Raw genomic sequence first — 25,134 nt, forward strand, 5'->3', positions numbered from 1 at the left:
GATATCTTGACGTCAAGATAAATCTACCACGCGTCAGACGCGATCGAACACCAGGCCGCGCCGTCTGGCGAAGCGATAGAACAGTTCGATTCCCGCCGCTCCCACGGCTCCCACCGCGATGCCCCAGGCCAGCTCGGGCGACAGCGGCACGTGCATCTGGAAGAACTCCGCCGTGGCCGGGATCACGCACACCAGCACCATCGCCGCCGCGACGGACGCGAGCAGCGCGAGCCGCGGTCCGCTGAGCGGTCTGGTCAGCACGCACAGGATCCACAGCGAGACGCAGAACAGCGCGATCGTCGTCACGCTCCTCGCCTCCCGCAACGGGATGCTCCGATACAGCGGCAGGTAGGCGATCACCGCCGTCGCCCCCGCGATCAGTCCGGTCGGGATGGAGTACCGCAGCACTCGGCGAAGCACGCCTGGCGTGTAGATGCGGGCGTTGGGCGCGAGCGCAAGGAAGAACGACGGGATGCCGATGGCGAGCGTCGAGACGAGCGTCAGCTGCCGAGGCAGGAACGGGAACGGCAGCAGCAGTGCTGCACTGACGAGCGCGAGGACGATGCCGTACACGGTCTTCGCCAGGAAGATGTTGGAGACGCGCTCGACGTTCGCGATCACCCTGCGGCCGAAGGCGAGCACGTCCGGCAGCTTGTCGAAGCGGTCGTCGAGCAGCACCAGCCGACTGACCGCCTTGGTCGCCGCCGTCGCGCTGCCCATCGCGATGCCGAGGTTCGCATCCTTGATCGCCATCGCATCGTTCACGCCGTCGCCGGTCATAGCGACCGTCCTGCCCTGCTCCCGCAGCAGCCCGACCGCGGTGCGCTTCTGTTCGGGGCTCACCCTGCCGAAGATGTCGGCCGTGGCCAGTGCATCGGCGAGAGCTGCGTCGCTGTGGAGCGTGGACGCATCCACTGCCTCGCCGGGAAGGTCGAGGGTGCGGGCGATGGCGGCGACCGTGATCGGGTTGTCTCCGGACATGATGACGACGCGCACCGCCTGCTCGCCGAAGTACCCGAGCGTCTGCCTCGCTTCCGGCCGCACGGTCTCGCTCAGCACGATGAGCAGCGCCGGCAGCACCTCCCGGCCGTCGAGCGGCACGTGCGAGCCCGGCGGCAACTGCTCGACGGAGCGGGCGAGCGCGAGCGTGCGCTGGCCTGTGGCAGCGATGGCGTTCGCCCTGGCCAGCTCGTCCGGATGCGCGGCGAGCACCATCTCCGGCGCTCCGAGCAGCCAGGACGACTCCTCGCCGTCGACCGCCATCACGAGCCCGCTGTACTTGGTGGCCGAGGAGAACGGCACCCTCCGCAGCACGCGGAACCGGTCGGACGTGAACGCGCTCGACAGGATGCCGGACGTGGCGTTGCCAGCGTCGTCCGCGCCGAACGCCGCGAGCGCGATCCGCGCGAGTTCCTCGGGGACCGCGTCCCCCGCCGCCTCCGTCCTGTCGAACACCAGCTCGCCTGTGGTGAGCGTCCCCGTCTTGTCGAGGCAGAGCACGTCCACGCGAGCGAGCACCTCGACGGCGGCGAGCTCCTGCACGAGCACCTTCCTCGCGGCGAGCTGGATCGCAGCGACGCCGAACGCGAGGCTCGTCAGCAGCACGAGGCCCTCCGGGATCATCCCGACGACCGCGGCGACCGCATCCAGCAGCGCCCTCCGCCAGCGGGCATCCACGAACAGCTCGCTCCACCCGCCGTACGCGAGCACGCGACCGACCAGGGTGATCAGGATGACGGGGCCGAGAATCCAGGACAGGTACACCAGGATGCGGTTGGTCGCGTCGCGCAGCTCGGAGTGCACGAGCGTGTGGCGGCGGATCTCGCTCGTCAGCTTGCTCGCGTACGAATCGGCCCCGACCGCGGTGACGACCGCGTACCCGGTGCCGGAGGCGACGTGAGAACCGGAGAGCAGCGTTGCGTCGTCGTCCTTGAACACCGGGTCGGACTCCCCCGTGAGCATCGACTCGTCCAGCGACAGCCCTGTGCTCTCGACCACGCGCGCGTCGGCAGGCAGCTGATCGCCTGGTCGCAGCACGAGCAGGTCGTCGAGCACCACGCCCTCGACGGGTACGGTGACCACGGCGCCGTCGCGGCGCACCCTGCTCTCCGGCGCGGCGAGCAGGGCAGCGCGGTCCAGGACGATCTTCGCCCGCACCTCCTGCACGATGCCGATCAGCGCGTTCACCACGACGACGCCGTAGAAGAAACCGTCGCGCAGGTCGCCGAGCACGATCACCGCCACGAAGCAGACGGTCAGAATGCCGTTGAAGAGGGTGAAGATGTTCTCGCGGAGGATGTCGCCGATGGAGCGCGAACTCGGCTGACGCTGGGTGTTGCCGCGACCGTCCCTGTGACGCTCGGCGACCTGTGCGCTGGTCAGCCCCTCCCTGGTTCGCGCATCCAGCATGGCCTACCCCTCTGCTGGCTTCTTCTGCGGTGTCGGGAACTGGCCGCGCACGACGAACCAGGTGATCAGGAGCAGCGGCGCGTAGAGCGGGACGCCCATCAGCAGCTTGGTCAGCGCGAGAGCACTCGTCGCCGCGTCCGTGTGGGCGAGGTAGAGCGGGACCTGCACGAGCAGCCTGGCGGCGAACAGCAGGAACCAGAGGAAGGTGAGCGCCTGCATCACCCGGAATTTGCTGCGCACGCTGCGCCAAGCGAGGCCGTCGCCCATCAGGTATCCGGCGGCGAGACCGATGAGCGGCCAGCGCACCAGGATCGAGATCAGGAGCGCTGCGCCGTATGCGGCGTTCGTCCAGATGCCGAGGATGAAGTTGTCCTCGCCGCGCCCGGTGATGAGCGCGAGGATCGCGGAGATGCCGACGCCGAGCAGCCCGGCGATGGCCTGGGTCACCGGCGTCTTGCCGATGATCCGGATGGCGGTGAACACCACGGCGACCGCAACGGAGCAGCCGATCGACAGCGGGACGTTCTGCGTGAAGGTGAACAGGATCAGGAAGACGAGACCGGGGACGATCGTCTCGGCGAGACCACGGATGCCGCCGAGCGCGCCGAGCAGGGCGACGCCGGTCGGGGTGTCGCTGTCGGCGAGCTGGCCGAGGCCCGACTTCTGCGCGGCACGGGCGAGGGACTCGCCGATGGTCGCTGCGGCCTTCTCGTCTGGATCCAGCTGCTGCGGGTCGCTCTGCTGCGCATGCTCGGTCGAGCGCTCTGCGTCGTGCTCCCTGTCGGAGCGGTCGGTCACGGTGTCCTGCCTAGAGGGAGGTGTAGCTGTCAGGGCCGGCCTCCGGCGCCGTCGGCATCCGGAGCGGGATGAGGTCGCGCGGCGGCATCGGCGAGTTGCCCCTGACGACCACGATGCTGCGGAACAGGTCTTCGACGAGGGCCGCGGCCTCCGGCTTGATGGCCGCGTCGCCCGCGATCACGCCGCGGAGGAACCAGCGGGGGCCGTCGACGCCGACGAAGCGTGCCACGCGGGTCTCCCCTGGACCGCCTGCTGGGGCGGCGACGGGGATCTCGGCGACGAGCTCCGGTCCGAACACGCCGTCGCGCTCGGAGGTGCGACCGCCCTGACGGTTGACCTGCTCCGTGATCTGCTCGCGGATCTCGTGCCAGAGCCCGCTCGAGCGCGGTGCGGCGAACGGCTGGACCTGCAGCGTCGAGTTGGCGTAGTCCAGGCCGACGGCGACGACCCGCTGCGTCTCCTCCTCGACTTCGAGGCGGAGGTGCAGGCCTTCGCGCGGGAGGATCTTGACGCCGCCGAGGTCGACGTACGGACGCACAGGGTTGGCCTCGCTCTCGTCGAGCGGACCCTCCGTCTCGCGGTCCTCCGGCGCCGACTTCTCCCAGCTGTCGCTGCCGGTGTCGTTGCTGTCGCTCAAGCGTGTTCTCCTGACTGGGTGACTGTGTAGCCGGACGAACCGAAGCCCGCTGTTCCGCGGTGGCTGTCCTGCAGACGGTCGACGGGCACGAAGACGGCCCGCGTGACCGGCATGACGATCAACTGGGCGATCCTGTCGCCGACGGCGATATCGTACGGCATCGAACTGTCGGTGTTCAGAACGGTCACGCGGATCTCTCCGCGATATCCAGCATCCACGGTTCCCGGTGCGTTCACGATCGTGATGCCGTGCTTCGCCGCCAATCCGCTGCGAGGAACCACAAAGCCGGCGAAGCCGTCCGGGAGGGCGATAGACACACCGGTCGGCACCGTGTGGCGCTCTCCTGGGGCCAGAGTCACGGCCTCGGCAGCGCACAGATCGGCTCCGGCGTCGCCCGGGTGGGCGTAGACAGGGAGGGTGTTCGCGACGATCGGAACATCAACGGTATCGGTCACGTGTCGAGGGTAGTGCAGAAGTCTGATCGAATAGGAGCATGGACCTGTACCGTGAGCGCCTGTGGGCGGCCCCCTGGCTCTACATTTCGACCGCCCTCGTGATCCCCGCGACCATCCTCGTCTTCGCGCCGATCAACATGGTGGTCGGGATCGTTCTCGCCATCGTCTTCTACCTGGCGATCGTCGGGATGATCATGGCGTCGGCCGCACCTGTGCGCGTGACGAAGAGCGAACTGATCGCCGGGCGCGCGAGCATCCCGCTGGAGTTCGTCGGAGAGCCGACCGCGTACACGGGTGACGACGCATCCCTGCAGCGCGGCCGGCTGCTGGATGCGCGGGCCTGGCTGCTCATCCGCGGCTGGGTCAAGCCCGTCGTCAAGGTGCCGGTGCTCGACGCGAGCGACCCAGCGCCGTACTGGCTGATCTCAACAAGAAACCCGGACCAGCTGGTCCGGGTTCTCGATGAGGCTCGACTCGCGTCGTAACTGTTCGCCCTTAGGCGGCGCACTCCACACAGATCGGTCCGAGCTTGGTCTCGTGGTCGATCTGCGAACGGTGCTTCACCAGGAAGCAGTTCACACAGGTGAACTCATCCGCCTGCGGCGGGAGCACCACGACGTCGAGGTCGAGGTCCGACAGGTCGGCTCCCGGAAGCTCGTATCCACCCGGGTTGTCAGCGTCTTCGACGTCGACGACACCGGACATCTTGTCCGGAACTCGCTCCTTGAGGGCCTCGATCGACTCCGAGTCGTCTTCGGTCTTCCGCGGTGCGTCGTAATCCGTTGCCATGCCCATCCACTTCTCGTACTTAACGGCCGATTCTTCGCAATCGGCGGCCATAGTTTGCATCATCGGGGTGCGAATAGCAAACCACTCGGGTGCCTCTCGGCTATTGCTCGGTTTTCAACTTCCGGCACGCCACGGTTATTCCCCGGATTCCGCTCGTTTCCATGGCATCCTGGGCCGGTACGCACGCAGCTGGGAAGGCATCCACCATGCAGGATTTGAAGGTCATCGGGGTCGAGAACGGCGCTCTGCTCGCCGTCGGCGACGACGGTGAGCGGTTCCGCATCGCCGTCGACGATGTGCTGCAGTCGAAGATCCGCCAGGTCAGGCAGGAGACGTCGGCCACCGCCCCGAAGCTCTCGCCGCGCGAAGTGCAGGCGCACATCCGCTCCGGCATGTCCGCCGAGGACGTCGCAAGCGTCACCGGCGCTCCGCTCGACTACGTTCAGCGCTTCGAGGGACCGATCGTCGCCGAACGCGAACACATCGTCGCGAGCGCGCTGAGCGTGCCCGTGCACACCACCGTCGACGTCGATCCCCTCGGCGAGGGCAACACCTTCGGGACGGTCATCCGCGACAGGCTGGCGTCGCTCGGCGTCGCCGGAGAGCGCTGGGCGAGCTGGAAGGACAGCGAGGCAGGCTGGATCGTCAAGCTGGAGTTCACGGCCGACCAGATCGACCACGACGCCCGATGGGGCTACGACGCCCGCAAGCACGCCCTGGCCCCGCTCAACTCTGAGGCGACAACGCTCTCGCAGGCCGGCGAACTCAAGGGGGGCACCCTCATCCCTCGGCTGCGCGCCGTGATGCCGCACGAGGGCGAACCGGACGAGTCGCGTTTCGACAGCGGGGCCTTCACGTTCCCAGAGGCGCCCGACCTGCTCGGCCCGGAGATCACGCAGCCGCTCGAACCGCTGACGTACAGCCGCACGCCCAACGGCGCCAACAACTCGATCGCCGTCTCCGCCATCAAGCGCGCAGACGACGAGACCCCGCGCGACCTGCACCAGACCGCCGACCTGCTCGAAGCCCTGCGCCGCCGCCGCGGTGAGCGTGAGGCCGCTGTGTACGACGAGCCGGTGGATGTGCGCTCTGACACCCCCGAGCTCGGCGACGCGCCGTTCCGGGTCGTCGACGAGCCGATCGCGATCTTCGACACCCCCATCGACACCGCGCCGCCTGCGCCGGAGTCGCCGGCTCCCGCGCCGTCGTCCTCTGGGCCGTCGTCCTCAGCGCCGAATCCCTCAGCGCCGAATCCCTCAGCGCCGTCGTCCGACTCCTCGTCCGCGTCAGCGCGTGCGAGCAAGAAGGGCCGCGCATCCATGCCGAGCTGGGACGAGATCGTGTTCGGTGCGCGCACCGACGACGACCTCGCCTGAGAGCCGTGGCCGCCGCGTCCGTTCCTGTCCCGGCCGTCGCTTAGGATAATCGGATGCCATCCGCCCAGGCCTCATCGCGCTCCATCGCAGCCGGCCTGCGCGGTCACGACAATGCGCTGGGCCTCATCCGCCTGGTCCTCGCATTCTTCGTGCTCGTCGACCATACGTTCCCGCTCGGCGGGTACGGCCCCGACTTCGGTGGGCAGTACACGCACGAGCAGGCGAACCTCGGCGCCATCGCTGTCGGCGGGTTCTTCGCCATCAGCGGCTACCTCATCGCCAAGAGCGGCATGTCGACTGATCTGCTGCAGTTCCTCTGGCGCAGGGCGCTGCGCATCTTCCCTGGCTTTCTGACCGTTCTGCTGGTTGCCGCCTTCGTCGTCGGCCCTGTCATCTGGGTGCTGAACGGTCACACGCTCCTGTCGTACTTCTCGTTCGCCCCCGCGAGCCCGTGGCACTACCTGGCCTCCAACTGGACCCTCGCGATCGGCTCGTACGGCATCAGGGACATCTTCGCCGCCACCACGCCGTATGGCGTCCAGACGGGCGCCAGCGTGTTCAACGGCTCGCTGTGGTCCCTCACATACGAGTGGACCTGCTACCTCGTGATCGCCGTCCTCCTCGTGACGGCTGTGCTGCGCAAGGCGCGACCTGTCATCGCCGTGATCGTCGCCGCACTCTTCGTGGCGCAGATCGTGCAGGTCCTCCGGCCGCACGCCCTGGACGCCATCCTCCCCCTGCTGACGAACGAGTTGATGCTGCGCCTGAGCTACCCGTTCATGGTCGGAGCGCTCATCGCGGTGTACGCCCGTTCCATCCCCCTCGACCACAGGATCGGCGTCGCGAGCGGCGTCGTGGCGGTCGCGACGCTGTTCACCGGCGGTTATGCCGTCTTCGGCGTTCCCGCCGGCGTGTACTTCGTGTTGTGGCTCGGCGCGGTCCTCCCCGCGCCGCTGCGCCGCGTCGGCCGCACGAACGACTACTCGTACGGCGTCTACATCTACGGCTTCCTGGTGCAGCAGACCCTCGCGTACTTCGGGCTGTACAAACTCGGCTTCTTCCCGTTCCTGCTCGGCGCCACCATCGTCACCGCCGGATGCGCGTGGCTGTCCTGGCACATCGTGGAGAAGCGCGCGATGATGCTCAAGGACTGGGGTCCCGGACGCGGGATCGCTCACTGGTGGCAGTGGACCACCGCTGCCATGCGCATCCGCCCCCGGCAGTTGCCGCCGGCGCCGGTCGATCCGAACGAGGCGGAGCTTCCTCCGGTCAGCCCGCAGCCCCGAACCGGAGCAGAGGAACCCGCGTCTCGTCCGCAGTGAGCGAGCCGTGCTGGCCGATCATGCCGCGGCCCGAGTCCAGCGGGTCGCGGGAGTCGTAGTAGGCCACCCGCTTGCGCGCACCGACCAGCACATCGCCGATCCGCGGCGCCACCTTCGGATGCACGGACGGCCCGAACCAGCCGGCGTCGACCGCCTCCTGCCTGGTCGCGATCCACGCCCTGTCCCCCTCGACGGACCGCCAGCGCTCGGCGACCGCGGTGGCGTCCTCCGGACGATCGAGGTGCAGGTGCAGGAAGCGCGGCTCCCCCGCGATCAGCCGGACGCCGTCGATCAATTCTGGTGCGGTGTCGAAGAGGACGTGTCCGCTCACCGGCACGTCCACGACGCCGTGGTCGGCGGTGAGGAGCATCCCCTGCTTCGGGCCGAGCCGTCGCGCGAGCGAAGCGACCAGGCCGTCCAGGGCCTCCAGGGCGGCGGTCCACTCCGGCGACTCCCAACCCTTGGCGTGGGCGAGCTGGTCGAGCTCCGCGACGTAGAGGTAGGTGAGGCCGGGCCCCGGCGCCTGCAAGACCTCGGTGGCCGCCTCGAAGCGGTCGGCCATCGTCCGGCCGCCGACGAACTCGGCGCCCCGCAGCACGGCAGCCGTGAATCCGGAGTCGCTGTACTTCTGCAGGCCGATCGCGTGGGTGGCGACCCCCGCATCCCGAGCCTGCTCGAACACGGTGCGCGAGCGCTGCCAGGTGGCGGGGTCGAGACGGTCATCCCAGCCGCTGAGCTGGTTGACCACCCTGTCGTTGGCCGTGTCGAGCACCCGGTAGCCGACCAACCCGTGCTCGCCAGGCGTCGTTCCGGTGGCGAGCGTGGCGAGAGCGGACGCCGTCGTCGTCGGGAACCCGGCGTCGATCGTCGTCGCCTTGCCGAGGCGCGGGGCGAGTGTGCGGGCGTGACCGGAGCGGGCGCGCAACGACGACGCGCCGAGGCCGTCGACGACGAGAACCACCACGTGATCGAGGGCGGGCAGGTCGAGCGCATTCGCACCGCCGCTGAGCGCCGCCAGGGAACTTGGCAGAACAGCGGCAAGGCTCGCTCGCGTGGTGAAGGCGGCCGGTAGCATGGGGGGCATCCGGCCCAGTTTGTCACACCCGTGACCGCCTGCGGCCCCTCTCTCCCCTCCCGAGATTGCACGAATGACACCAGCAGACGACCAGGCCGCCGCGGGCACCACTGAACGCATCGAAGACGTCGACGTCACGACCGAGATGCAGGGCTCCTTCCTCGAGTACGCGTACTCCGTCATCTATTCGCGAGCACTCCCGGATGCGCGCGACGGCCTGAAGCCCGTGCAGCGGCGCATCCTGTACCAGATGACCGAGATGGGCCTGCGCCCCGACCGCGGGCACGTCAAGTCCGCGCGCGTCACCGGCGAGGTGATGGGAAAGCTGCACCCGCACGGCGACAGCGCCATCTACGACGCCCTCGTGCGCATGGCGCAGGACTTCACCCTGCGCGTGCCGCTGATCGACGGGCACGGCAACTTCGGCTCCCTGGACGACGGTCCCGCGGCACCCCGCTACACGGAGGCGCGCCTCGCCGCCGCGGCTCTCGCGCTCGCGGAGGACCTGGACGAGGACGTCGTCGACTTCGTCCCCAACTACGACAACCAGCTCATGCAGCCGGATGTGCTCCCCGCCGCCTTCCCGAACCTCCTGGTCAACGGCGCGAGCGGCATCGCGGTCGGCATGGCGACCAACATGGCGCCGCACAACCTCATCGAGGTGGTCGGTGCGGCCCGTCATCTGCTCGCGCATCCGGATGCGACGCTCGACGACCTGATGGAGTACGTGCCAGGCCCCGACCTGCCGACCGGCGGAACGATCGTCGGCCTCTCCGGCGTCAGGGATGCGTACGCCACCGGCCGCGGCAGCTTCAAGACCCGCGCCAAGGTCGCCGTGGAGTCGATCACCGCGCGCAAGAGCGGCCTGGTCGTCACCGAGCTGCCGTATCTGATCGGCCCGGAGAAGGTGATCGAGAAGATCAAGGACGGCGTCAACTCCAAGAAGCTTTCCGGCATCTCCGACGTCACCGACCTCAGCGACAGGCAGCACGGCCTGCGGCTCGTGATCGGCATCAAGACCGGATTCAGCCCTGAGGCGGTGCTCGAACAGCTCTACCGGCACACGCCGCTCGAAGACGGCTTCTCGATCAACAACGTCGCGCTCGTCGAGGGCGGCCCGCAGACCCTCGGACTGCGCGAGCTGCTGTCGGTGTACCTCGGCCACCGCATCCAAGTGGTCACGCGCCGCTCGCAGTTCCGGCTCGCCAGGCGCAAGGAACGCCTGCACCTGGTCGAGGGCCTGCTGATCGCCATCGTCGACATCGACGAGGTCATCCAGGTCATCCGCACCAGCGACGACACCGAACAGGCGCGCACCAGGCTGATGGACGTGTTCGACCTCAGCACCCTGCAGGCCGACTACATCCTCGAACTACGCCTGCGCCGCCTGACCAAGTTCTCCCGTATCGAGCTCGAGACGGAGAAGGCTCAGCTCGAAGCAGAGATCGCCGAGCTCGAAGAGCTGCTGTCCAGCCGCGACCGCATCAACGCCCTCGTCTCCGACGAGCTGGAACAGGTTGCCGTGAAGTTCGGCACGCCGCGTCGCACCCTGCTCACGGAGGCGCGTCCGTCCATCGCGACGGCGTCGGCGCGCGGCAAGCAGCAGGTCGTGCTCGAAGTGGCCGACGTGCCGTGCCGGGTGCTGCTGTCGACCACCGGCCGCATCCTGAGGGTGGACCAGCAGCCGGGAGACGATGGCGGTCTCGACCGCATCGCCGCTCCCGCCAGGCGCAGCAAGCACGACGCGATCCTGTCGCAGCTCGACACCACGACGCGCACCGAGATCGGCGCGGTCACGAACCGCGGCAGGCTCATCCGGTTCTCCCCGGTCGACCTGCCCGCCGCTCCCGTCAACTCGATCCAGCTCGGCGCCGGCGTGAAGATCGGCGACTACCTCGCGCTCGCCGACCGCAAGGAGCGCATCCTGGCCGTCGTGTCCCTCGATGCCCCGCGGGCGATCGCGCTCGGCACGAAGCAGGGTGTTGTGAAGCGGGTCACCGCCGGCGACTGGGCCAACAAGCCGGAGTTCGAGATCATCGCGCTCAAGGCGGGCGACGAGGTGATCGGCGCTGTGCAGGGCGATGAGACGGACGAGCTCGTGTTCGTGGCGAGCGACAGTCAGCTGCTGCGTTTCTCCGCCTCCGCCGTGCGCCCGCAGGGACGCTCGGCCGGCGGCATGGCCGGCATCAACCTCGGTGCGGATGCGCGGGTCGTCTTCTTCGGAAGCGTTCCGGCCGACGAGAAGGATGAGACGGTCGTCGTCACCATCGCGGCGGGCGGAGACACGCTGCTCGGCGCAGACCCCGGCAGCGGCAAGCTCAGCGAGTTCGCCGAGTTCCCCGCCAAGGGCCGTGCGACCGGCGGGGTGCGCTCCCAGCGCTTCCTCAAGGGCGAGACCGAGCTCCAGCTCGCCTGGGTCGGTCGCGCGCCCGCGCTGGCCGTCGCCCCCGACGGGGCAGCCCGCACGCTCCCGGACACCCCCGTCCGCCGCGACGCCTCCGGCGCCCCCCTCGACATGGTCGTCGGCTCCATCGGCCGCCGCCTCGCCTGACCCCGCCCCAAGCAATCGAGCCGGGACTTGTGCACGTCCGACACGGCGTGTCGCGTGCATAAGTCCCGGCTCGATTTTCAGGGGGGGCGGGTCAGGCGTCGATGCGGGCCCGGGAGAGGTCGTCTGCTCCGGCGATGATGAACTCCTTGCGCGGGGCGACGTCGTTGCCCATCAGGAGCTCGAAGACGCGCGACGCCTGCTCGGCGTCGGGGACGCGCACGCGGCGCAGGGTGCGGTGGTGGCGGTCCATCGTCGTGGTCGCGAGCTGGTCCGCATCCATCTCGCCGAGTCCCTTGTAGCGCTGGATCGGCTCCTGGTAGCGCTTGTTGCGCTTCTTGAGATCGGCGAGCACCGCCTGCAGTTCGGCCTCCGAGTACGTGTAGATGGTCTCGTTCGGCTTCGAGCCAGGGTTGACCACGATCACGCGGTGCAGCGGAGGAACCGCGGCGAACACCCGCCCCTCCTCGATCATCGGCCGCATGTAGCGGAAGAACAGTGTCAGGAGCAGGGTCCGGATGTGCGCACCGTCCACATCCGCGTCGGACATGATGATGACCTTGCCGTAGCGGGCCGTCGCCAGGTCGAAGCTGCGGCCCGAGCCGGCCCCGATCACCTGGATGATCGCCGCGCACTCCGCGTTGGAGAGCATGTCGGAGACCGACGCCTTCTGCACGTTGAGGATCTTGCCCCGGATCGGCAGCAGCGCCTGGTACTCGCTGTCGCGTGCGCGCCGCGCCGTGCCGAGCGCAGAGTCGCCCTCCACGATGAACAGCTCGCTGTTGGCCACGTCGCTCGACCGGCAGTCCACCAGCTTCGCCGGTAGGGATGAGGTCTCCAGCGCGTTCTTGCGTCGCTGCGTCTCCTTGTGGGCGCGTGCGGAGATGCGGGACTTCATCTCGGCGACCACCTTGTCGAGCAGCAGTGCGGACTGCGCCTTGTCGTCGCGCTTGGACGAGCCGAATCGCTCCGCCATCGCCTTCTGAACCACCTGCGCGACGATCGCGCGCACGGCGGGGGTGCCGAGGATCTCCTTGGTCTGCCCCTCGAACTGCGGCTCGGGCAGACGCACCGTGAGCACGGCGGTGAGCCCGGCCATCACGTCGTCCTTGTCCAGCTTGTCGTTGCCGACCTTGAGCCTGCGCGCGTTCTGCTCGACCTGCGCACGGAGGAACTTGAGCATCCCCTGGTCGAAGCCGGTCTGGTGGCTGCCGCCCTTCGGAGTGGCGATGATGTTGACGAAGCTGCGCATCACCGTGTCGTAGCCGGTGCCCCAGCGCAGCGCGATGTCGACCTGGCAGTCGCGCGTGAGCTCGGTCGGCAGCATCGCCCCGCTGTCGGAGAGCACGGGGACCGTCTCGGTGAAGGTGCCGTTGCCCGTCAGGCGCCAGGTGTCGGTGATCGGGCTGTCCGGCGCGAGGAAGTCGACGAACTCGGAGATGCCACCCTGGTACTCGAAGGTGGTCTTCTCCCCCTCATCGCTGCGCTTGTCGTCGATGCTGATCGAGAGGCCAGGCACGAGGAACGCGGTCTGCCGCGCGCGGCCGATCAGGTCCTCCCCCTGGAAGTTCGCGCCCTTCGTGAAGATCTGCCGATCCGCCCAGTACCGGATGCGCGTCCCCGTCACGCCCTTGGCCGCCTTGCCGACCACCCGGAGTTCGCTGTTCTTCACGAACGGCGTGAACGGCGCATCGGGGCTCGGCTCGTTCTTCCCGTCGTCGAAGATGCCCGGCTCTCCGCGGTGGAACGACATCGCCCAGACCTTGCCGTCGCGGTCGACCTCGACGTCGAGTCGCTCCGACAGCGCGTTGACCACCGAAGCGCCCACGCCGTGCAGGCCGCCGGACGCCGCATACGAGCCGCTGCCGAACTTGCCGCCTGCGTGCAGCTTGGTGAAGACGACCTCGACGCCGGACAGCCCTGTCTTCGGTTCGATGTCGACGGGAATGCCGCGCGCCTTGTCGCGCACCTCGACGCTGTCGTCGCTGTGCAGGATGACGTCGATGCTCGTGCCGTGACCGGCCAGCGCCTCGTCGACGGAGTTGTCGATGATCTCCCACAGGCAGTGCATGAGACCGCGCGAATCGGTCGAGCCGATGTACATGCCTGGGCGCTTGCGCACCGCCTCCAGCCCCTCGAGGACCGAGAGGTGTCTGGCCGAATAGTCCGAGCTCGCCACGAGCGCTCCTTGCGATTCCGATGCGCCGGATGGGTGCCGGCGTCACACAACTTCCAGCCTACGTACTCCCGCATGCACGGCCCGCCACCGACACCCGGCTGAGTGTGTGCTACGCGTTCAGCGAAATAGCGGGCAAATCGCGCAGTGTTGCCCGCGGAACGTGGTTCTATAGAGATACCGAGTTCACGGTTGCGATCTGAAAGGAGCATCACATGTCGACGATCACCACGGAGAACGGTGCGGTTGACGAGCTCGCATCGGGGCCGCAACTGACGGCGGCCGACCGTTGCGACAGCTGCGGAGCCCAGGCATACATCCGCGTCGCCGTGAATAACGGCGAGCTCCTGTTCTGCGCCCACCACGGCAAGAAGCACCAGGAGAAGCTCTCGCAGATCGCGCACAGCTGGCACGACGAGACGGCACGTCTCTTCGAAGAGCAGCGCGCGTAACGCGTCCGGCGACGCTGCAGCGACCCAGACGATGAGTGGACGGCCGACCGGCGTGCGAAGGCGCGCCCACATCGACCTCGACTCCATCCTGGCCAACGCTGCAACAGCCGGTTCACCCACCGACCTCGCCGCCGACCTTCGCGCCGACGCGTACGGCCACGGGCTCATCCCCGTGGCACGTGCGCTGTCGGATGCGGGGGTCGACGGTTTTCTCGTCTCCCGGCTCGAAGACGCGGCCGCTCTGGCAGACGCCGGGCTCACCGGGGCGCGCGTCGCCGACCAGGATGCGCGGGGTGCCGCGCCCGGCGCGACCGTGCTCGGCCCCGAGCTGTTCGGTCTGACGGCGGGCGCGCATCCATCGGCCACCGCCATGCGATTGGTCGGCGAGATCATCGCAGTTAAGCGCGTGGCCGCCGACAGCGGCGTCTCATACGGCTACACCTATCGGACCCCGCACGAGACGACGCTCGCGCTTGTCGCCCTCGGCTTCGCCGACGGAATCCCGCGCGTCGCCACCAACAAGGCGCCCGTCCGCATCGGCGAGTACACCGGCCGGGTGACGGGCCGCATCGCGATGGACCAGTTCGTGGTCGACCTCGACGGCCGCAACGCCAGCCCTGGCGATCCTGCCGTGCTCTTCGGCGACGCCGCGCTCGGCGAGCCGACCGTGCTCGACTGGGCGGACGCCATCGGCATCGCCGCCCCCGTCATCACCTCGCGGCTCGGCCGACGCATCGAGAGGGTCTACAGCGCATGACCATCGTCGACGCCATCGCGGAACCGCTGCCGCGCGCGGTCATCGACCTCGCCGCTCTCCGCCACAACGTCTCCCGCCTGGCCGCGCTGATCGCGCCCTCCGAGTTCATGCTCGCCGTCAAAGCGGATGCGTACGGTCACGGCCTGCTGCCGGTCGCCGAGGCGGGCATCGCCTCCGGTGCTGCGTCGCTCGCGGTGCTCGAGATCCCCGCCGGTCTCGTGCTGCGTCACGCCGGGGTCACCGTTCCGCTGCTCGCCTGGCTGCACGGCCAGGACACCGACTGGCGCGCCGGCATCGAGGCTGACATCGAGCTCGGCATCTCCGCGCGCTGGCAGCTCGACGCCATCGCGGCAGCGGGAGCCGACCGCCCGGCCGTCGTTCACCTCAAGGTCGACACCGGGCTCAGCCGCAACGGCGCCACCCGCGAGGACTGGCCAGGCCTGGTGGATGCGGCTGTCGCTCTGCAAAAGCAGGGCATCGTGCGCATCCGGGCTGCCTGGTCGCATCTCGCCGACGCCTCGATCGAGGACGACGAGGCCGCGCTCGCCCAGTTCCGGGAGGCGGTCACCGTCGCCGAGGAGCACGGTGCGACGTTCGAGATCCTGCACCTCGCGGCCAGCTCGGCCGGAATCCGGATGCCGGAGGCGCGCTTCGACCTGGTGCGCGTCGGCATCGCCGCCTACGGCGTCTCCCCCTTCGACGACAGCACGGGAGCCGACCTGGGGCTCGTCCCGGCGATGCGCCTTGAAGCGCCGGTCACCCACATCCACGTCGGCGGCACGACGCACGCGCGCATCGGCATCGGCTACGCGGACGGTGTGCCGACCCTCGGCATCGCCAAGGCGCACGTCGCCATCGGCGGCCTGCCGTGCCAGGTGCTCGCGGTCGACGCGGACTCGATGCTCGTCGACGTCGGCGCGAGCCGCGTGGACGTCGGAGACACGGCCATCCTGTTCGGCCCGGGAGTGAACGGCGAGGTCATCGCCGAGAAGTGGGCGGACTGGGCGGAGACCATCGCCGACGAAATGCTCACCGGCGTCGCTGCGCGCGTCCCCCGCGTCTACGTCGGCTGACGCGCGCACGCCTGCGCACCCCATCCGTATTCTCCTTCCCGACGGAGAACCCGTCGCAAACGAGGCAGAACTCCGTCTGAACGGAGAACCCGACCGCGCGTCGCGCCGGATCTCCTGCGTTACGCAAAACAGGAGCACTTGGCCGACACGCCGTCCACATCTCCGTCCGAACGGAGATACGCGCGGGGATGCCGCAGAACTCCGTCCGAACGGACTGGCACGCGCGAACGCAGCTGGGCGCTGGTGAGGATGCGCGGGCTAGAGCTTGACGCCGAGACGCTCGGCGATCGCGCGGCGCGCGTTGGCCGCGTAGCGGTCGACGCTCTCGGTCTGCGGCACCGGAGGGACCTCCCCGCGCAGCGCGGTGGCGAGCAGCCGGTCGGCGAGCGACGGGTTCATGGGCAGCAACGGACCGTGCAGGTGCGTGCCGATGGATGCGGCCAGCACGACGCCCTCGGTCTGGCCGCCGTCGTTGCCCGTTCCGCTGACGATCTGGCCGAACGGCTCCGCGCCCTCCAGCGTGGTCACCGCAGAGTGGTTCTCGAATCCGGCGACCGTGCCCTGTGCCGTGCGCACGACGATCTCGCCGACGTGCCGGACCGCTCCGAGCTGCGCGCGCGTTGGGAAGACACCTGCGCCGGCGAGGCGTTCGCCGTCCGCCGTGACCAGTTCGCTGCCGAGGAGCTGCCAGCCGCCGGCGATCGCCAGGATCGGGATGCCGCCATCCCGCCACGCACGAAGAGCAGGCGCGATGCGCTGCACGTCCTCCAGCACGGCGCGCTGCGACGACAGCGGACCGCTGCCGATGTGCACGATGTCCGCCGCGTCGGGAAGCACGGCTCCGACCTGGTGCCGCACGACCTCGGTCTCGATTCCGCGCCATCCGGCGCGCTCGACCAGTGCGGTCACATTCCCGGCGTCGCCGTTGATCCCGAGCTCGCCGGGGTACAGGTGCAGGATGCGCAGCACGCTCATCGTTCGCCGCCCTCCAGGTCGAGGAACCCGAGCTGCTTGCGGATCAGCATCATCTGCTCGTAGTTGACGATCATGGTCTTGGTGCCCGTCGCGGGTTTGGGGAGCGCGAGGAACGCGGTGAGCGCCGGCTTCAGCTCCGGCACCACCTGGTCGACCGGGATGCCCGCGTACGCGAAGCGCGTGGCGAACTGCCACGCCTTGGTGCCGGACACCACATCCACGTGCTCGATCGAGGAGAGGTCGATGTCGTAGATCCAGGACGGGTCCGGCGTCCCCTCGTCGACGGCCACGAAGACCTGCTCGGGCGGCGCGCTCAGGTAGTCGAGGTTGAGCTGCAGGCTCGGCGGGTTCTTCATCATGATGATCTCGATGTCCTCGTCGCCGACCCGCAGGGTCTCGCCACGTCCGTACACGGTGCGCAGCGACGCCATCGCGGCGACCACCGCCTCCGGGCGGAACCGCTCTCCGAGCACGCGACGGGCCATCGCCGTCGCCCCCGCCGCATCCACCGCGTAGTGCAGCCCGCGGGCGGGAAGCGCGACCTGCACGTTCTCGCCGCCGAACGCGAGACGGGCGCTGCGCGCGTCCAGCTCGCTGACGAACACCGCGGGTACGGGAAGCGCACCGGCAGGGACTCCGGAGACGTCCTTGACGTTGGCCAGGCCGTTCGGGGAGGCATCGATGATCGACGGCGCCACCGCGAAGGTCGAGACGTCACGCCCCTCGGCGAGCAGTTCTGCTCCGACGCGGGCGAGACTGTCGTCGTCAGCGTTGACCACGACGAACTCGGAGGAGGACGCGCCGATCGACCGCAGCATCCCGACCACCCTGGTCGGCTCGAAGAACCGGTTGAGCTGGTCGATCTGCACGTTGAGCAGCAGAGAGCCGCGCGGCTTGAGGATGGTCGCCAGGTCGACGCCGTACGCCTCGTCCACCTCGATCACGCCGACGTCCGCGCGCACGCGCCCGTCGAGCGGAACCGTCGCGAGCAGCGCGGACGCGATGCCCTGCGGCAGGTTCCCGCCGGACGGATTGGTGAACACGGTCAGCCCGTGCTCGCGCAGGATGCCGGTGAGCATGTTCGTCGTGGTCGACTTGCCGTTCGATCCGGAGACGAACACGACGCCGAGCGGAAGCTCGGCGACGGCGCGTTCGAGGAACTTCGGCGCGATCGCGAGGGCGACCCGTCCCGGCACGGCAGAGCCGCCGCCGCGCAGGCGCAGCAGCCAGCGGGCGAGACGACCGGCGACGACCGCTAGCCTGTAGCGCACTCCCCCGGCCTACTCGAGGTAGTCGCGAAGCGACTGCGACCGGGACGGGTGGCGCAGCTTCGCCATCGTCTTCGACTCGATCTGACGGATGCGCTCACGCGTCACCCCGAACGTGTCGCCGATCTGGTCGAGCGTCTTCGGCATACCGTCGCCGAGCCCGAACCGCATCCGGATCACACCGGCCTCGCGCTCGGACAGCGAGTCGAGCAGGCTCTCGAGCTGCTTCTGCAGCATCGTGAAGCCGACAGCGTCCGCGGGGACGACGGCCTCGGTGTCCTCGATCAGGTCGCCGAACTCGCTGTCGCCGTCCTCACCGAGCGGGGTGTGCAGGGAGATCGGCTCTCGACCGTACTTCTGCACCTCGATGACCTTCTCCGGCGTCATGTCGAGCTCGCGGCTCAGCTCTTCCGGCGTCGGCTCGCGGCCCAGGTCCTGCAGCATCTGCCGCTGGACGCGGGCGAGCTTGTTGATGACCTCGACCATGTGCACCGGGATGCGGATGGTGCGGGCCTGGTCGGCCATCGCGCGGGTGATCGCCTGACGGATCCACCAGGTGGCGTACGTGGAGAACTTGAAGCCCTTGGTGTAGTCGAACTTCTCGACGGCACGGATGAGGCCCAGGTTTCCTTCCTGGATGAGGTCGAGGAACTGCATCCCGCGCCCGGTGTAGCGCTTGGCGAGGGAGACCACGAGTCGCAGGTTGGCACCGAGCAGGTGGCTCTTCGCCCTCTGGCCGTCGCGGGCGACCCACCTGAGCTCGCGCTCGAGCTCCTTGGTCATGTTCGGCGTGTTCGCGAGCTTGTCCTCGGCGAACAGGCCGGCCTCGATGCGCATCGCGAGCTCGACCTCCTCCGCCGCGTTCAGCAGGGCGACCTTACCGATCTGCTTGAGGTAGTCCTTGACAGGGTCGGCCGTCGCGCCGGTGATCGTGGTGGAGTAGACGGGGATGTCGTCGTCCTCGTCGACCGCGCGCAGCACGAGCGCACCCGTCGGGAGGGGCTCTTCGACAACGGCGGGCTTCGCGTCGTCGTCGTCCGACTTCTCGTCGGCGTCGTCGCTGTCGTCTGCGACAGCCTCGACCTCGACCTCAGCCGTCTCTTCCTCGTCGATCTCGACGGCGTCGTCGTCGCCGATCTCGTCGCCCTTGGCCTTGGTCGCGCCCTTCTTGGCGGGAGCCTTCTTGGCCGGAGTCTTCTTCGCGGGAGCCTTCGCCGCCGTCTTCTTCGCTGCTGTCTTCGTCGCGGTCTTCGCCGCTGCCGTCTCGGTGACCTCGGCCTCGGTCACCTCGGCCTCTGGAGCTTTCGTTGCTGCACGGGTTGCCATGTGAACACCTTTCATACCAAGCGGAGGGGCCGAGAATCCGAAGCGCCTTGGCCTGGCTCAGGTTGCGTGCGGACATTACTAAGACCCATGTCAAGTCCTGGGTGTGTGCGCCGAGCATTCAGAATGCTCCGAGCCCCTGGATATGAACGGGTCCGATCAACAATTATTGCACGTTTCATGGGCACCCCCGACCAAACGTGCGCCATCCGCCCTGCGCTGCCGTCCTGCCGGTCCGTCAGCCTGCCGCCCCTCGTCCGCGCCTCTTCCACGCGTCGGAGAGTAGAACCCACAACGGGGCCACTTCTATTCCCTCATCCTCGGAGAGCAGGCGGCGCGTGCGGCGCCTGGCGTGGATGAGGAAGCCCACGCCGATGCCGACGATCAGGTACTGGATGGCGAACGCCCAGCGGAACGAATCGAGAGCGTAGAGGTCGGCCGCGCCTCCCGCCGCGATGTGCGCCGTGTTCTGCGCATCGAGGGCGACGCCGATCAGGAACATCATCACGAAGCTGGCCAGAAAACCGCCGACGTTGACGATGCCGTTCGCAGAGCCGAGGCTGTGCAGCGGGTTGGAGGTGCGCGCGAAGTCGAAGCCGATCAGCGAGCCTGGGCCGCCGATCCCGATGGCGACCAGCAGCACGATCAGCAGCCAGAGCGGCGGAGTCCCCGGCCAGAGCAGCACGACGGCCCAGACCACGCCCATCATCGCCACGATCGCGAGCACGAGGTTGCTGCGGCGCAGCGGATACCGCGCCGTCAGCACGCCGAGGATCGGACCGGAGATGAGTCCGGCGACGACGGCGACGATCAGCAGTCCCGAGGCCTCCGCAGGGTCCATGCCGAGCGCGAACACCATGAAGGGCAGCCCCCACATCAGGCTGAACACGGTCCCGGAGGACTGGGTGACGAAGTGCGACCAGAAGCCGAGCTGCGTGCCGGGTCTGGCGAGGCTGATCCGCAACTGGCGAAGCGACTCACCCCAGCTCGCGGGGCGCGGTCCCTCCGTCGAGCCGACCGGGCGGTCGGAGATCGCGACGACGATCCCGATCAGCGCGATGACCGACAGCGAGGCGGCGCTGAGAAAAGCGGTCGTCCAGCCGGCCTGGTGCAGGATGAGCGCGAACGGGATCGCGGACAGCACCTGACCGAGCTGGCCGATGTTGCCGATCCACTGGGACAGCTGAGGCACGAGCCTCCCCCTGAACCACGAGTTGATCAGCCGCATGAGCGAGGTGAAGACCGTCGCATCCCCTGCCCCGACCAGGATGCGCCCGATGATCGCGACCCCGATGGTCGGCGCGAACGCCACGGTCACCTGACCGACGATCATGAGTGCGGTGCCCACCGCCATCAGGGTGCGGGAGCCGACCCTGTCGATGAGCACGCCGACCGGGATCTGCATGGCGGCGTAGACGATGAGCTGCACGACGGCGAGCGTCGACAGCACGGACGCCGTGCTGTGGAAGCGCTCCGTGGCGGAGACCCCGGCGACGCCGATGCTGGTGCGCTGCATGACAGCGACGAGGTACGCGAAGACGCCGACCCCGAAGATGAGCCAGGAGCGCCGCGAATTCACCTCACCAGCGTATTACCGCCTGGGTGCCTCAGGATGCGGTCGGGCCGTTCTCCTCGTCGCCGTGGCGACGGAAGGCGAGGAAGTTCTCCAGCTCGGCGGCGATCTCGTCCGCGCTCGGCAGCTCGCCGTCGCGGTCGGTCAGCGGCGACCGGAGCTGGTTGTCCTCCATATAGCTGTCGTGCCGCTCCTCGAGAGTGCCGACCAGGCGGCCGAGCTCCGCGTTCTGGTCGACCTGCTCGTCGATGTTCGCGACGAACTCCCTGTCTTCCTGACGCAGCCGGTCGGTGGGGAAGATCAGCCCTGTCGCGGCGCTGATGCTGTCGAGCGCCGCGATCGCCGCCGCAGGGTATTCGGTGTCGGCCAGGTAGTGCGGGATGAGCAGGATGAACCCTGCGATCGGATACGAGAGCTGCTGCAGCCGGAACTCCAGCAGGTGCAGGGCGTTCGCCGGCACCTGGGTGTGCGGCTTCCAGATGGACATGGAGTCGATGAGGTCGGTGCGGTTGCCGCTGACCGTGACGCCGATGGGACGGGTGTGCGGCACGGGCATCGGGATGGAGTGCACCCAGGTGACCGACTTGACCTTGAGCCTGTCGATGAGGTCGAGGACGGCCTGCGTGAAGCGCTCCCACTGGAAGTCCGGCTCGAACCCGGAGAGGAGGAGGAACGGCTGGCGGAGCTCGTCGTACGCGAGGTAGAGCTTGAGCGACGCCGGCTGGTAGTCGGTGAGGTGGTCCTGGTCGAAGTAGATGATCGGCCTGCGGGCGCGGTAGTCGAGCAGGATGTCCGTGTCGAACGTGGCCACGACCTCGTTGTCGAGGGTGCCGAGCAGATAGGTGCCGAGCTGGGTGACGCCGGAACCGGCGTCGGCGAAGCCGGTCAGACCGGCGACCAGGTTGAGCCCTTCCGGCACCTCGGAGAGGGGCTCGTTCAGGTCGTACAGCTCGGCCGGATCATGCATATTTCAACTCTAGGCCGACCGTTCCGGCCCGACGCTGCGAACGGGCTTCGAAGTCGCACGCCCACAGCGAACACGCACCCCCGACCCCCACCGCACTGGCGCACCGGGGCCGAACGGCTAGATTCGAAGCATGACCGTCCCCTCTCTTTCGCTCTCGTCCTCCTCCGTCGTCTCCCCGGCAGGCGACGTGCTCCTGATCGGCGCGCGCGCATCCGGCGGCTCGATCGTCGTGACGGCCGCCTCGGCCGTCGAAGACGTCGTGCGCGCGGCTGGCGATGTCGCAGCGCAGCTCCAGGCCGTCGGCTTCGGCGGCGGCAAGGACGAGCTGGTGCGGCTGCCTGGCAGCGGGACGGGCCCATCGCTCGCGGTGATCGGACTGCCGGAGCCGGTGGATGCGGACGCGCTGCGGTACGCCGCTGGCAGCGGAATCCGCCAGCTGGCCGGCACGGCCGCGGTGACGGTCGCCCTGCCGACGGACGGCGACGAGCAGCTCGCGGCCGCGCTGGAGGGCGCGGCGATCGGCTCGTACGCCTTCACGGAGTACCGCGAGGCGTCGAAGGCGTCGGTGAAGGCGCCTGTCGCATCCATCGACGTCGTCGGGATGCCTGCCGGCGCATCCGGCGACGACGCATCCGGGGCTGACGCTCTCGTCGCCCGCGCTGTCGCGTCCGCAGAGGCCGTCGCGCTCGTCAAGGACCTCGTCAACGCGCCGCCGCTCGACCTCTACCCGGCGACCCTCGCCGACGCCGCAGAGCGCGCCGCCGCCGGGCTGCCGGTCGAGGTGCGGGTGTGGGACGAGACGCAGCTCGAAGCAGGCGGCTTCGGCGGCATCCTCGGGGTCGGCCAGGGCTCCGCCAGGCCGCCGCGACTGGTCAAGGTCACCTACGCGCCCGCGGGAGCCGGGAAGCATCTCGCGCTGGTCGGCAAGGGCATCACGTTCGACACCGGCGGGCTCTCGCTCAAGCCGCCGACCGGGATGGTCGGAATGAAGTACGACATGACCGGCGCCGCCACGGTGCTGGCCGTCGTGCTCGCCGCCGCCAGGCTCGCCCTCCCCGTGAAGGTGACGGCCTGGCTCTGCATCGCGGAGAACATGCCGTCCGGCTCGGCGATTCGGCCGAACGACGTGCTGCGCATCCGCGGGGGCAGGACCGTCGAGGTGCTGAACACGGATGCGGAAGGCCGTCTGGTGATGGCGGACGGACTGGTCGCGGCGAGCGAGGAGCAGCCGGACGCGATCGTGGACGTCGCGACGCTCACCGGCGCTGCCATGGTCGCGCTCGGCACCCGCTACGCCGCCGTCATGGGAGACGACGCCCTGGTCGGCGAGGTGGTCGAGGCCGCGAAGGCGTCCGGTGAACTGCTCTGGCCGATGCCGCTGCCCGGCGAGCTGCGCGCGACCATCAACTCCGAAGTCGCCGACATCGCCAACGCGAACCCTGGCAACACCGCAGGCGGGATGCTGCTCGCAGCCGTCTTCCTGCAGGAGTTCGTCGGACGCACAGGAGATGCTGAGGATTCGCCGCGCATCCCGTGGGCCCACCTCGACATCGCCGGGCCGGCCAAGGGACCTGCCTCGCCATACGGTTTCACCGGCAAGGGACCGACCGCCGTCACGGTGCGAGCGCTCATCCGGTTGGCCGAGGACTTTTCCCGGAAGTAGTAGGGTCGTATGGGCAAGAAAAATTCTTGCCGCATTCAAACGCCTGCCCACGAGTGACCCCTCGGGGCAGGGTCGTGTCACGAATCTTGATGCGCGAGGGAGTAGCTGGGTGTCTGAGCAGAACTTTGACATTGTGGTACTCGGCGGTGGGAGTGGAGGCTACGCAGCAGCGCTGCGTGCGGCCGAGCTCGGTTTCACCGTTGGGATGATCGAGAAAGACAAGGTCGGAGGCACCTGCCTGCACCGGGGATGCATCCCCACCAAGGCGCTGCTGCACGCGGCCGAGGTGGCGGACTACTCGCGCGAGTCGTCGAAGTACGGCATCGTCACCGAGTTCCAGGGCATCGACATCAACGGTGTGACGGAGTACCGCCAGGGCATCGTCGCCAAGAAGTACAAGGGACTGCAGGGCCTGGTCAAGGCTCGCAAGATCACGGTCATCGAGGGTGAGGGTCGTCTCACCTCCCCCACCACCGTGCAGGTCGGCGAGGACACCATCGTCGGCAAGAACGTCATCCTCGCGACGGGCTCGTACTCGCGCTCGCTCCCCGGTCTGGAGATCGGCGGCCGCGTCATCACGAGCGAGCAGGCCCTCGAGCTGGACTTCGTCCCGAAGAAGGTCGCCGTGCTCGGCGGCGGAGTCATCGGCGTCGAGTTCGCCAGCGTCTGGAAGTCCTTCGGCGCTGACGTCACCATCATCGAGGCGCTCCCGCACCTCGTCCCCAACGAGGACGAGACCATCAGCAAGTCGCTGGAGCGCGCGTTCCGCCGCCGCGGCATCGACTACCGTCTCGGCGTCCGGTTCTCCGGCGTCACCCAGAACGACGACGGCGTCGTCGTCACGCTCGAGAACGGCGACACCGTCGACGCCGAGCTGCTGCTCGTCGCCGTCGGCCGTGGCCCGTCGACGGCCAACCTCGGCTACGAGGAGGCAGGCGTCACCCTCGACCGCGGCTTCGTGATCACCGACGAGCGTCTGCAGACCAGCGTTCCCGGCGTCTACGCGGTCGGCGACATCGTCCCCGGCCTGCAGCTCGCCCACCGCGGCTTCCAGCAGGGCATTTTCGTCGCGGAGGAGATCGCGGGCCTGAACCCGATCATCGTCCCGGATGTCAACATCCCGAAGGTCACGTACTGCGACCCCGAGGTCGCCTCTGTCGGCCTCTCGGAGGCCAAGGCCGTCGAGCAGTACGGCGCTGACAAGGTGTCGAGCTACGACTACAGCCTGGCCGGCAACGGCAAGAGCGAGATCATCGGCACCAACGGTTCGGTGAAGGTCGTCCGCGTGATCGACGGCCCCGTGGTCGGCGTCCACATGATCGGCGCCCGCGTCGGCGAGCTCATCGGCGAGGCACAGCTCGCGGTGAACTGGGAGGCGTACCCGGAGGACATCGCCCCGCTCATCCACGCGCACCCCACGCAGAACGAGTCGCTGGGCGAGGCGTTCCTGTACCTGGCAGGCAAGCCGCTGCACACCCTTTAGTCCGCCGCCGGTCGG

21 protein-coding genes are annotated in these 25,134 nt (G+C 68.8%); 9 read left to right on the top strand and 12 right to left on the bottom strand.

Going from position 1 to position 25,134, the window contains the following annotated elements; genetic code table 11:
• Positions 1 to 33 precede the first annotated feature (33 nt).
• The 4 genes from ACIRCZ_RS05220 to dut are packed head-to-tail and all read right to left on the bottom strand — an operon-like array spanning position 34 to position 4,299.
• The gene (locus ACIRCZ_RS05220; protein WP_402850364.1) at positions 34 to 2,409 is read right to left on the bottom strand and encodes an HAD-IC family P-type ATPase; all 2,376 of its coding nucleotides are present in this window, start codon (positions 2,407 to 2,409) and stop codon (positions 34 to 36) included.
• Positions 2,410 to 2,412: 3 nt separating this feature from the next.
• Positions 2,413 to 3,207, bottom strand: coding sequence for a DUF3159 domain-containing protein (locus ACIRCZ_RS05225; RefSeq protein WP_082581463.1), 795 nt, complete (start codon positions 3,205 to 3,207; stop codon positions 2,413 to 2,415).
• 10 nt (positions 3,208 to 3,217) lie between these two features.
• Entirely contained in the window at positions 3,218 to 3,844 is a 627-nt protein-coding gene (locus ACIRCZ_RS05230) for a DUF3710 domain-containing protein (RefSeq protein WP_055896254.1), read from the bottom strand.
• Positions 3,841 to 4,299 (bottom strand): dUTP diphosphatase, encoded by a 459-nt coding sequence (gene dut, locus ACIRCZ_RS05235; protein WP_402850369.1) that lies wholly within the window; start codon positions 4,297 to 4,299, stop codon positions 3,841 to 3,843. The genes ACIRCZ_RS05230 and dut overlap by 4 nt, the downstream gene beginning before the upstream one ends.
• A 38-nt stretch (positions 4,300 to 4,337) precedes the next feature.
• On the opposite strand from dut, the gene ACIRCZ_RS05240 reads away from it, so the two are divergent.
• The gene (locus ACIRCZ_RS05240) at positions 4,338 to 4,784 is read left to right on the top strand and encodes a DUF3093 domain-containing protein (RefSeq protein ID WP_055896248.1); all 447 of its coding nucleotides are present in this window, start codon (positions 4,338 to 4,340) and stop codon (positions 4,782 to 4,784) included.
• Positions 4,785 to 4,794: 10 nt separating this feature from the next.
• On the opposite strand, the gene ACIRCZ_RS05245 is transcribed toward ACIRCZ_RS05240, so the two are convergent.
• Positions 4,795 to 5,088, bottom strand: a complete 294-nt coding sequence (locus ACIRCZ_RS05245) for a DUF4193 domain-containing protein (RefSeq protein ID WP_026307201.1) — start codon at positions 5,086 to 5,088, stop codon at positions 4,795 to 4,797.
• Between the two features lie 206 nt (positions 5,089 to 5,294).
• On the opposite strand from ACIRCZ_RS05245, the gene sepH reads away from it, so the two are divergent.
• Both sepH and ACIRCZ_RS05255 read left to right on the top strand, forming a co-directional pair.
• Complete coding sequence (sepH, locus tag ACIRCZ_RS05250; protein ID WP_402850377.1) at positions 5,295 to 6,464, top strand: septation protein SepH; 1,170 nt, start codon at positions 5,295 to 5,297, stop codon at positions 6,462 to 6,464.
• A gap of 53 nt (positions 6,465 to 6,517) precedes the next feature.
• A complete protein-coding gene (locus tag ACIRCZ_RS05255; protein ID WP_402850380.1) occupies positions 6,518 to 7,786 on the top strand; it encodes an acyltransferase family protein in 1,269 nt (422 codons plus the stop codon).
• On the opposite strand, the gene ACIRCZ_RS05260 is transcribed toward ACIRCZ_RS05255, so the two are convergent.
• Entirely contained in the window at positions 7,734 to 8,870 is a 1,137-nt protein-coding gene (locus ACIRCZ_RS05260) for an alkaline phosphatase family protein (RefSeq protein WP_402850383.1), read from the bottom strand. The two genes, ACIRCZ_RS05255 and ACIRCZ_RS05260, sit on opposite strands and share 53 nt — an antisense overlap.
• Positions 8,871 to 8,934: 64 nt before the next feature.
• Between ACIRCZ_RS05260 and ACIRCZ_RS05265 the strand changes: the two genes are divergently transcribed.
• Positions 8,935 to 11,412 carry a DNA topoisomerase (ATP-hydrolyzing) subunit A gene (locus ACIRCZ_RS05265; protein ID WP_402850386.1) on the top strand — a complete coding sequence of 826 codons (2,478 nt, stop codon included), beginning with the start codon at positions 8,935 to 8,937 and terminating at the stop codon, positions 11,410 to 11,412.
• A gap of 91 nt (positions 11,413 to 11,503) precedes the next feature.
• On the opposite strand, the gene ACIRCZ_RS05270 is transcribed toward ACIRCZ_RS05265, so the two are convergent.
• Positions 11,504 to 13,588, bottom strand: a complete 2,085-nt coding sequence (locus tag ACIRCZ_RS05270; protein WP_055896235.1) for a type IIA DNA topoisomerase subunit B — start codon at positions 13,586 to 13,588, stop codon at positions 11,504 to 11,506.
• Positions 13,589 to 13,800: 212 nt separating this feature from the next.
• Between ACIRCZ_RS05270 and ACIRCZ_RS05275 the strand changes: the two genes are divergently transcribed.
• The 3 genes from ACIRCZ_RS05275 to alr are packed head-to-tail and all read left to right on the top strand — an operon-like array spanning position 13,801 to position 15,867.
• A complete protein-coding gene (locus tag ACIRCZ_RS05275; protein ID WP_402850389.1) occupies positions 13,801 to 14,037 on the top strand; it encodes a hypothetical protein in 237 nt (78 codons plus the stop codon).
• Between the two features lie 31 nt (positions 14,038 to 14,068).
• On the top strand, positions 14,069 to 14,794 hold the full coding sequence (locus ACIRCZ_RS05280; RefSeq protein WP_402850392.1) for an alanine racemase C-terminal domain-containing protein: 726 nt from the start codon (positions 14,069 to 14,071) through the stop codon (positions 14,792 to 14,794).
• Positions 14,791 to 15,867, top strand: coding sequence for an alanine racemase (gene alr, locus ACIRCZ_RS05285; RefSeq protein WP_055896226.1), 1,077 nt, complete (start codon positions 14,791 to 14,793; stop codon positions 15,865 to 15,867). The genes ACIRCZ_RS05280 and alr overlap by 4 nt, the downstream gene beginning before the upstream one ends.
• A 258-nt stretch (positions 15,868 to 16,125) precedes the next feature.
• Here alr and ACIRCZ_RS05290 read toward each other — a convergent pair whose 3' ends face one another.
• From ACIRCZ_RS05290 to ACIRCZ_RS05310, 5 genes are all read right to left on the bottom strand, one after another.
• Positions 16,126 to 16,842, bottom strand: a complete 717-nt coding sequence (locus ACIRCZ_RS05290; protein WP_055896223.1) for a type 1 glutamine amidotransferase — start codon at positions 16,840 to 16,842, stop codon at positions 16,126 to 16,128.
• Positions 16,839 to 18,113: a MurT ligase domain-containing protein gene (locus ACIRCZ_RS05295; RefSeq protein WP_055896220.1), complete on the bottom strand. Its 1,275-nt coding sequence runs from the start codon at positions 18,111 to 18,113 to the stop codon at positions 16,839 to 16,841. Before ACIRCZ_RS05295 ends, ACIRCZ_RS05290 begins: the two co-directional genes overlap by 4 nt.
• Before the next feature lie 9 nt (positions 18,114 to 18,122).
• A complete protein-coding gene (locus tag ACIRCZ_RS05300; RefSeq protein WP_055896217.1) occupies positions 18,123 to 19,436 on the bottom strand; it encodes an RNA polymerase sigma factor in 1,314 nt (437 codons plus the stop codon).
• Positions 19,437 to 19,671: 235 nt separating this feature from the next.
• Positions 19,672 to 21,012 (bottom strand): nitrate/nitrite transporter, encoded by a 1,341-nt coding sequence (locus ACIRCZ_RS05305; RefSeq protein ID WP_402850398.1) that lies wholly within the window; start codon positions 21,010 to 21,012, stop codon positions 19,672 to 19,674.
• A 28-nt stretch (positions 21,013 to 21,040) separates the two neighbouring features.
• Entirely contained in the window at positions 21,041 to 21,973 is a 933-nt protein-coding gene (locus ACIRCZ_RS05310) for a proteasome assembly chaperone family protein (protein ID WP_055896211.1), read from the bottom strand.
• 130 nt (positions 21,974 to 22,103) lie between these two features.
• Here ACIRCZ_RS05310 and ACIRCZ_RS05315 point away from each other — a divergent pair, with 130 nt between their 5' ends.
• Entirely contained in the window at positions 22,104 to 23,636 is a 1,533-nt protein-coding gene (locus ACIRCZ_RS05315) for a leucyl aminopeptidase (protein WP_402850401.1), read from the top strand.
• A 109-nt stretch (positions 23,637 to 23,745) separates the two neighbouring features.
• On the top strand, positions 23,746 to 25,119 hold the full coding sequence (gene lpdA, locus ACIRCZ_RS05320) for a dihydrolipoyl dehydrogenase (RefSeq protein WP_055896205.1): 1,374 nt from the start codon (positions 23,746 to 23,748) through the stop codon (positions 25,117 to 25,119).
• Positions 25,120 to 25,134: the final 15 nt, after the last annotated feature.

Origin of the sequence: Leifsonia sp. NPDC102414 (assembly GCF_044765685.1) — a bacterium.
GTDB lineage: Bacteria > Actinomycetota > Actinomycetes > Actinomycetales > Microbacteriaceae > Leifsonia.